The sequence below is a fragment of the Phycicoccus flavus genome (assembly GCF_004025965.2).
Lineage (GTDB): Bacteria > Actinomycetota > Actinomycetes > Actinomycetales > Dermatophilaceae > Phycicoccus > Phycicoccus flavus.
Genome location: NZ_SAYU02000011.1, coordinates 71,564 through 79,699, shown reverse-complemented (window position 1 = coordinate 79,699; position 8,136 = coordinate 71,564). Strand labels below are relative to the sequence as shown.

Here is an 8,136-nt window from a genome sequence, read left to right as displayed (position 1 = left end):
GAGGCGCCCTCTGACAACGCCACGGACCGGCATGGCCGGCGCCCCGTGAGGGGATCCGGAACGCCGACCCCACCCGGAGCACGGGGTCGACCTCGACTGCTCAGGCGCCGACCAGGGCCCGCCCTGCAACGGACCCCGGCCGTGGCGCCCTGATGAGCCCACGACCCCGAGGAGCGGCGGACCGCCCCGGTGATACGCCCCCTACGGACTTTTCCGTCCGGACCGGACGGCCGGGCCCCGGGAGGTATCACCGCGGCCCCTCGGGACTCCTGTCCAGCGTCCCCCCGCTTCACTACGCTGGGCCGACGGCGCCCGAGCCGGAGCCCCCTCTGTCCTCGACAGGAGTCACGCGATGGCCTCTGAGCCGCAGCCTCCGCCCGGAGAGCCGATCCCGCCCGGCCCCAACCCGCCCGTCTTCGGCGTCCCCGAGTCCGCCCTCCGCCGTTTCGGCGCCGTCGTCCTCGACCCGCAGACCGCGGACCGGACGCCGTCGGGCCGGCGACCGCGGCCGGTGGTCTACGTGCCCGACCGCATCATCGTGCCCGGCCTCCAGGGCGGACGCGCCGACCGCGCGCTGGACCGGCTGAACCAGCTCGGCCAGACGATGGGCTACGAGGCGCGCTTCACCTCCCGCCGGGTGGCGGACCTGGCGGCGGAGAACGGGGTGTTCGACCAGCTCGACGCGGCCACCCACTCCGTCGTCGAGCTCGTCCCGCAGCCGCCGGCCGAGGAGGAGTCCCCGGGACGCCGCCGGCCGCTGGCGCCGGTCGACGCCTGGAACGTCATCCAGCAGGTCCGGCGCGAGGACGACGCCGACGCGGTGGCCGGCTGGAGCCTGGACCACATCCTCATGTCCGCCGGCTACTGGGGCGGCGTCGGCTACTGGGGTGGCGTCGGCTACTGGGGCGGCGTCGGCTACTGGGGCGGCGTGGGCTACTGGGGCGGGGTCGGCTACTGGGGCGGCGTCGGTACGCCGGGCGTCCCGGTCGGCAAGAGCCCGGTCGTCGTCCACCTCGACGCCCCCGCGCGCACCGGTAAGAACACCCCGGTCGTCGCGGTCGTCGACAGCGGGCTCGGCGCGCACGACTGGTTCGACGGATCGCCGCTCGTCACCCGCGACCCGCGCGTAGACGGGGGCCCGATCGGGCTGCGCTTCCCCGCCGACACCGACCCGGAGGTCGGCGGCGTCAGCGTCGACATGCTCAACCGCACCCTCGACCCCATGTGCGGCCACGGCACCTTCGTCGCCGGCGTCGTCCGCCAGCACTCCGGGGACGCCCACCTCGTCAACGTCCCCGTCATGTACGGCGACGGGTCGGCCCGCGAGGAGGACGTGCTGGAGGCGCTCAACCTGCTCGCGGTTTGGCACCTCTCCGAGAACGAGGACCGGGGCGTCGACGTCGTCAACATCTCGCTCGGCTACTACCACGAGGACGACGAGCCCCAGGTCACCGAGGCCTCGATCTTCTCGCTGCTCCTCGAGCTCGCCCGTACGGGCGTGGCCGTCGTCGCGGCCGCCGGCAACGGCGCGACGACCGAGGAGTTCTGGCCGGCCGCCCTCTCCCGGCACACGCCGAAGGACGCCGTGCCGATCACGAGCGTCGGCGCCCTCGACCACTGCGCCGGCGGGGTCGCGACGTTCTCCAACACCGGGCCGTGGGTCACCGACTACCGCCGCGGGCTCGGCGTCGTCAGCACCATGCCGACGACGCTGGACGGGTCCATCCGCAGCACGCTGCGCGCCGACCCGACGCCGAACCCGGTGCGGGACAGCGGAGACCCCGAGCGCTACGCGTGCGGCTTCGGCACCTGGAGCGGCACGTCGTTCGCCGCCCCCGTGACCACCGGCCTCATCGCCGCCGCCCTCGCCGACGTCGAGATGCCGGTCAGGCCGGCCGACCGCGTCGCTGTCGTCACCGAGGCCGTGGAGCGGGCGCTGGGGACGGCACCGTGATGCACACCGGGGCCGGCTCCGAGAGCCTCGCGACGAGGGCCGCGGACGCGTTCCGGGCGTTCCGCGACGGCGACGCGTCGGGCATGTCGACGCTCGTCGACGAGGTCACGCCGCTGCTCTGGGCGGTCGCCCGCCAGCAGGGCGTGGACCGGCAGAGCGCCGAGGACGTCGTGCAGAACGCATGGCTCAAGCTCGTCGAGCACGCCGCGTCCATCGCCGACCCGCAGTCGGTCCTCAAGTGGCTCATCACGACGACCAAGCGCGACGCCTGGAGCCGCAGCGCGCGCGCCCGCCGCGAGGAGCCGTCCGCCCACGAGGACGTCCGCGACCTCGAGCCGGACGAGCGCTCGCCGTCCCCGGAGGCCGCGTTCCTCGACGCCGAGGAGCACTCGGTCGTCTGGGGGCACTTCGCCCGCCTGCCCGAGCGCTGCCGCGTGCTGCTGCGCGCCGTCGCCTTCGCCGAGCGGCCCGACTACGCCCACGTCGCGGAGGCGCTCGGCATGCCCGTCGGGTCCATCGGACCCACCCGGGGCCGCTGCCTGGCCAAGCTGCGCGCCTCGCTGACCGCCGATCCCCGATGGGAGCTGTCCACATGACCCCGACCCCCGAGCACGAGTTCCGGCTCGCCGCGCAGCCTCTCGACGAGGTCGACCGGGTCCTCCTCGCCGAGCTGCGCGACCTGCACGAGGACCTCGACCCGCCCCCGGAGGACCTCCTGGACCGGATCAAGTTCGCGATGACCGTGGCCGCGCTGGAGGCGCAGGTGGCCGAGATCGTCAGCGAGGACCGTCCGCTCGCCGTCCGCGGCACCGACTACGACCGCGCCGACACGGTGACCTTCGCGCGGGACGGGCTGAGCGTCATGGTCTCGTTCGAGCCGGGCGACACCACCCGGACGGACATCGTCGGGTGGGTCAGCGAGGGGGACATCGAGGTCGAGCTGCGCGAGCGGGGGCGGACCCGGAACACCGTCACGGACGAGGACGGGCGGTTCGGGTTCGCGGGGGTGGAACGGGGGCTGGTGAACTTCGTCCTGCGGCGGCGCGACCCCGGCGCCCCGCCGATCATCACCCCCGCCATCGAGCTCTAGGAGCGGCGATCCAGGAGTCCGCGCGCGTCGACCGGCTCATGGCCGCGGCCCGCCACGCCAACGAGGTGGGCCGGTTCGAGGACGCCGCGGAGTCGCTGGACGAGGCCCTGGGGCTCGTCGCCGGCCGGGCCGATCGCGACGCGCGCTGGCTCTGGGCGCGGGTCCTCATTACCCGGGCCTGGGCCGAGCTGGAGCTGCGGGGGCACCGCCCGGCGCTCCTCATGCTCCGCGAGGCCCGGGCGGCGGCGGTCGAGCTCGACGACGCCCTGCTCACCGCCCTGTCCTGGATCCAGGAGGGGCTGCTGCACGGCCGGGTGTGGTCCTACGAGGCCGCCCTCACCGCGCTGGAACAGGTGACCGACGAGTCCGTGCTCGACCCGGCGCAGCGGTGGGCCCTCCACCTCAACCGCGGGCAGGCCCACCTCGGCGTCGGCCGGTCCGCGGACGCCGCGCGCGAGACCGAGGTGGCCCTCGGGCTCGCCGTCGAGCACGGGCTGCCGGAGCAGGAGTTCAAGGCCCGGCACAACCTGGCCAAGCTCGCGTTCGTCGACGGCGACCTCGGGCGGGCGCTGGTCCTCATGCGGGCCGTCGACGCGACGGACGCCGCGGTGGTGCGCGACCGGGCGCGGCTCGACTACGCGGAGGTGCTGGCCGAGGCGGGGCTCGTCGACGCCGCGCGCCGGGTCCTCGCCGACGCGCTGGCGACCGCCCGGGCGGCGTCGCACCGCCTCGAGGAGGGCGAGATCGGTGAGCGCATCGCCCGCTGCGACCTGCTCGTCGGCGACCTGGACGGCGCCCGCGACCACCTGCGCGGCGCGCTGGCCGCCTACCGCACGCGGCAGGCGCACGGGCTGGTCCGCGACGCCGAGCTGCTGCGCCTCACCGTCGACGTCGCGGCCGGCGTCCGCCTGGCCGAGGCGGTCACGAGCCTCACCCGTCTCGCCGACGGCCGCGGTCTCGCCCTGACCCCGGCCGACCGGGACGCCGTGCGCGTCGAGGCCGAGGCGCGGGTGCTCCTCGGGGACCCCGCGAGCGCGGAGCGTCGGCTGGACGCGCTGGGTGAGGACGACGTCGACCAGCTCGGCGCACGGCTGCACACGACCCTCGTCCGCGCGCGCATCCACGACGCGCGCGGCCGGTCCGAGGAGGCGGCCGCCTGCCTCGCCGAGGGCAGCCGCCTGCTCGCCGCGCAGCAGTTCCGCACCTCGAGCCTGGAGCTGCGGGCCGCGCTGGCCCTGCACGCCCGGCGGCTGCGGGCCTTCGACCTCGACCGGGCGACGGCGGCGGGCGACCCGGACGACGTCCTCGCGACGGTCGAGCGCTGGCGCGCGATCTCGCACCGGGTCAACCCCGTGGCGGCGCCGACCGACCCCGAGCTCGTCGACCTCACCCGCGACCTGCGCCGACTGCGGCAGCTGGGCGCCGTCGGCGGGCCCGAGCACGCCCGGGAGCTCGCGCCGCAGGTGGCGGAGCTCGAGGCGCAGGTGGCCGAGCGGGAGTGGGTGCTCGTGCGGACCGCCGGGTCCGCCGTCACCGGGGCGCCGGTCACCGCGGACGAGGCCCGGGCGGCGGCGGCCGACCGCGGCACGACGGTCGTCGAGCTGCTCGAGCACGACGGGGCGTGGCACGCGGTCGTCCTCGCCGACGGGCCGGCGACCCTGCTGCGCCTCGGGGACGCCGCGCCGGCGGCCGCGCTCGTCACCCAGCTGCGCCGCGACCTGCGCGCTCGCGCCACGCTGGCCCCGTCCTCGCCGATGGCGGCTGCGCTCCACCGGGCCACGCAGTCCTCGCTGACGCGCGTCGACGCCCTGCTCGCGCCGGCCCTCGGGGACTCGGGGCGGCTCGTCGTCGTCCCGTCGCAGTCGCTCGCCGGACTGCCGTGGAACCTGTTGCCGTCGCTGGCCGGGCGTCCGGTGTCTGTGGCACCGAGCCTCACCCGGTGGGTCCGCGGACCCCGGCGGGACGGCACCCCGCCGGGCGCCGCGACGGCGCGGGCGCTCTACGGGCCCGGCCTGGAGCACACCGGCCCGGAGGTCGCGGCCGTGCGGCGCGCGTGGTCGCAGGCCCCGCGCGGCGGTGACGGACCGGCGCGCAGCGAGGACGTCGTCGCGGCGCTGGCCGGGGCCCGGGTCGTCCACCTCGCGGCGCACGGCACCCACGAGGCGCAGAGCCCGCTGTTCTCCTCGGTCCGGATGGCCGACGGGCCGGTCTTCGCCCACGAGCTGCCCCGGCCGCTCACCGCGGAGCACGTCGTCCTCGCCGCGTGCGACGTCGGGCAGTTCTCCACCCGGGCCGGTGAGGAGCCGCTCGGACTGGCGACCGCGCTGCTGTCGCTGGGCGCGCACAGCGTGCTGGCCGCCGTCGCTCCGGTAGGGGACGCGCTGGCCGCCGAGGCGATGGTCGAGCACCACCGGCGGCTGGCGGCGGGGGCCGACGCGACCGCGGCCTGGGCGGAGGTCGTCGCCGCCGTCCCCGCCGCCGGGGTGTTCTCGGTGTACGGGTCGGAGTGGAGCGCCGGCCCCGCGTGACCGGCCCGTCGTCAGATGAAGATGGCGGGCTCGGCGTAGAGGCGGTCGTAGGGGTCCTCGTCGGGCGTCGCCGGCATCCGGACCCGGGCCGGGATGCCCGTGGCCACCGCCCCCGCCGGGACGTCCTTGACGACGACGGAGTTGGCCCCGATCTGCGCGTCGGCCCCGACCTCGATGTCGCCGAGCACCCGGGCCCCGGCGCCCACGATGACCCGGTCGCCGAGGGTCGGGTGCCGCTTGACGCCGCGCTGCAGCGACCGGCCGCCGAGCGTCACCCCGTGGTAGAGCATGACGTCGTCGCCCACCACCGCGGTGGCGCCGACGACGACCCCCATCCCGTGGTCGATGAAGAACCGGCGCCCGATCCGCGCCCCGGGGTGGATCTCCACCCCGGTGGCGGCGCGGGTCAGGGTCGACAGGGCCCGGGCGACGGGCCGGTACGTCGGGCCCTTCACCCACAGCGCGTGCGCGGCCCGGTACGCCCAGATGGCGTGCAGGCCGGGCGAGTTCACGGCGACGTCGACCCGGTTCTGCGCCGCGGGGTCGCGGCGCATGGCGGCGTCGAGGTCCTCGCGGACGTTCGCCCGTGCGCGCTGCAGGAGGGACATGGTCAGTCGACGAGGCCCTCGAAGAGGATCGTCGAGAGGTAGCGCTCGCCGAAGCTGGGGATGATGACGACGATCGTCTTGCCGGCGTTCTCGGGGCGCTTGGCGACCTCGTTCGCGGCGGCCAGGGCCGAGCCGGACGAGATGCCGACGAGCAGCCCCTCCTGGGTGGCGGCCTTGCGGGCCCACTCGACCGAGGTCTGGGCGTTGACGTCGATGACCTCGTCGTAGATCTCGGTGTTGAGGATCTCGGGGACGAAGTTGGCGCCGATGCCCTGGATCTTGTGCGGGCCGGGCTGGCCGCCGTTGAGGATGGGGGACTCCTCGGGCTCGACGGCGACGATCTTCACGTCGGGCTTGCGGGACTTCAGGACCTCGCCGACGCCGGTGATGGTGCCGCCGGTGCCGATGCCCGCGACGACGATGTCGACCTGGCCGTCGGTGTCCTTCCAGATCTCCTCGGCGGTGGTCCGCCGGTGGATCTCGGGGTTCGCGGCGTTGGCGAACTGGCGGGCGAGGACCGCGCCCTCGCGCTCGCCGACGAGCTCGTCGGCCTTGGCGACGGCGCCCTTCATGCCCAGGCTGGGGTCGGTGAGGACGAGCTCGGCGCCGTAGGCCCGCAGCAGGGCCCGGCGCTCCTTGCTCATCGACTCCGGCATGGCGAGGACGACCTTGTACCCGCGGGCGGCGCCGACCATGGCCAGCGCGATGCCGGTGTTGCCGGACGTGGCCTCGACGATGGTGCCGCCGGGCTTGAGGTCACCGGAGGCCTCGGCGGCGTCCATGATGGCGACGCCGATGCGGTCCTTGACCGAGCTGGCGGGGTTGTAGAACTCCAGCTTGGCGGCGACCGTCGCGTCGCCCTCGATGATCCGGTTGAGCCGGACGAGCGGGGTGTTGCCGACGGCCTGGGTCACGTCGTCGAGGATGGGCATCGCGTCGCCTTTCGGTCGGGGGCACCGAGCACCCGGGCGGGCGACGGCGCGCAGCATCGGTCCTGCTGCCCGGGCCAACCCCGGGCTCGTTATGGCTATTCCAACAGACCGTTATCGCGCGGGCAACGCCGTCTCGTCGCCCCGCCGCGTCCATGTCGGGTGCCGAGGCGGTCGCCCCGGCAGCCACCCGGGCACCCGACCCGGCGTCAGGGGAGCACCGCGGCGGCGCCGGGGGGAGGCCCGCCCGGCCGGCCGCCGTCCTGCCAGGACCCGTCGGCCTGCACGAGCAGCACGGCGACGACGACGGCCGCCACGGCGGCGAGCGCCAGCGCGCCGACCCGCCCGGCCCGGCCGGGGACCGCCCGGGCGCCGAACCGGGACAGCGTGTGCCGCAGCGCCGGGACGATGCGGCCGAGCAGGTGCAGCCCGGTGGCGACGCACCACACCGCGAAGAACGCCTGGTGCACGGTGACCCAGTCAACCCGCTGGCCCAGGACGGAGACGACGGTCTGTCGTCCGGTCTCCTCGCCCAGGAGGACCAGGAGGATGCCCGACGCCAGCAGCCCGAGGGTCGAGGTGACGACGAGCGGCCCGAGCCAGCGCAGGAGCGTCGGCGGCGGGCCGGCGGCGACGTAGGGCTCGTGGCGCAGGTAGTAGCGGGCGAACCGCCAGCCGGTGCTCGCGGTCTTCATCAGGGCCGGCGGGACGAGCAGCGCGCCGATGGCGACGTGCCAGGAGATCAGGCCCCGGACGTCGACCAGCGTGAGCAGCTCGGCGACGAAGAGGACGAGCAGCACGAGGCCGGTCCACGCCGTGAGCACGACGTTGCCCGCGGGCCCACCGCTCCGCGCGAGCACGGGGTTCTCCCGGTCGGTCTGGCCGAGGGCCTCGGTGACGGCGCCCCGGACGAGGTCGCGCTCCATCGCGCTGCGGACGAGGTCGTGCTGCGCCAGGCGCTGCGGCTGCATGGCTCACCGTAGCCGCGGGTCCCTGTGGGTCCGCTGTGTCCGTCCCATGCGTCGCC

Annotated in this window: 7 protein-coding genes; 4 read left to right on the top strand and 3 right to left on the bottom strand. The window is 75.7% G+C overall.

The annotated features are described in order from the left end of the window. Positions 1-352 precede the first annotated feature (352 nt). The 4 genes from EPD83_RS05410 to EPD83_RS05395 are packed head-to-tail and all read left to right on the top strand — an operon-like array spanning position 353 to position 5,572. Entirely contained in the window at positions 353-1,954 is a 1,602-nt protein-coding gene (locus tag EPD83_RS05410; protein WP_128368213.1) for a S8 family serine peptidase, read from the top strand. Continuing rightward, positions 1,954-2,550: an RNA polymerase sigma factor gene (locus tag EPD83_RS05405; protein ID WP_128368366.1), complete on the top strand. Its 597-nt coding sequence runs from the start codon at positions 1,954-1,956 to the stop codon at positions 2,548-2,550. Before EPD83_RS05410 ends, EPD83_RS05405 begins: the two co-directional genes overlap by 1 nt. Beyond that, entirely contained in the window at positions 2,547-3,044 is a 498-nt protein-coding gene (locus tag EPD83_RS05400) for a carboxypeptidase regulatory-like domain-containing protein (protein ID WP_128368367.1), read from the top strand. The genes EPD83_RS05405 and EPD83_RS05400 overlap by 4 nt, the downstream gene beginning before the upstream one ends. Before the next feature lie 38 nt (positions 3,045-3,082). Beyond that, a complete protein-coding gene (locus tag EPD83_RS05395) occupies positions 3,083-5,572 on the top strand; it encodes a CHAT domain-containing protein (RefSeq protein WP_165566308.1) in 2,490 nt (829 codons plus the stop codon). Between the two features lie 11 nt (positions 5,573-5,583). Here EPD83_RS05395 and cysE read toward each other — a convergent pair whose 3' ends face one another. The 3 genes from cysE to EPD83_RS05380 all read right to left on the bottom strand — a co-directional run bounded on the left by cysE (position 5,584) and on the right by EPD83_RS05380 (position 8,080). Next, entirely contained in the window at positions 5,584-6,180 is a 597-nt protein-coding gene (cysE, locus tag EPD83_RS05390) for a serine O-acetyltransferase (RefSeq protein ID WP_165566307.1), read from the bottom strand. A gap of 2 nt (positions 6,181-6,182) precedes the next feature. Next, a complete protein-coding gene (gene cysK, locus EPD83_RS05385) occupies positions 6,183-7,112 on the bottom strand; it encodes a cysteine synthase A (RefSeq protein ID WP_128367621.1) in 930 nt (309 codons plus the stop codon). Between the two features lie 206 nt (positions 7,113-7,318). Further along, positions 7,319-8,080, bottom strand: coding sequence for a hypothetical protein (locus EPD83_RS05380; protein ID WP_165566306.1), 762 nt, complete (start codon positions 8,078-8,080; stop codon positions 7,319-7,321). Positions 8,081-8,136: the final 56 nt, after the last annotated feature.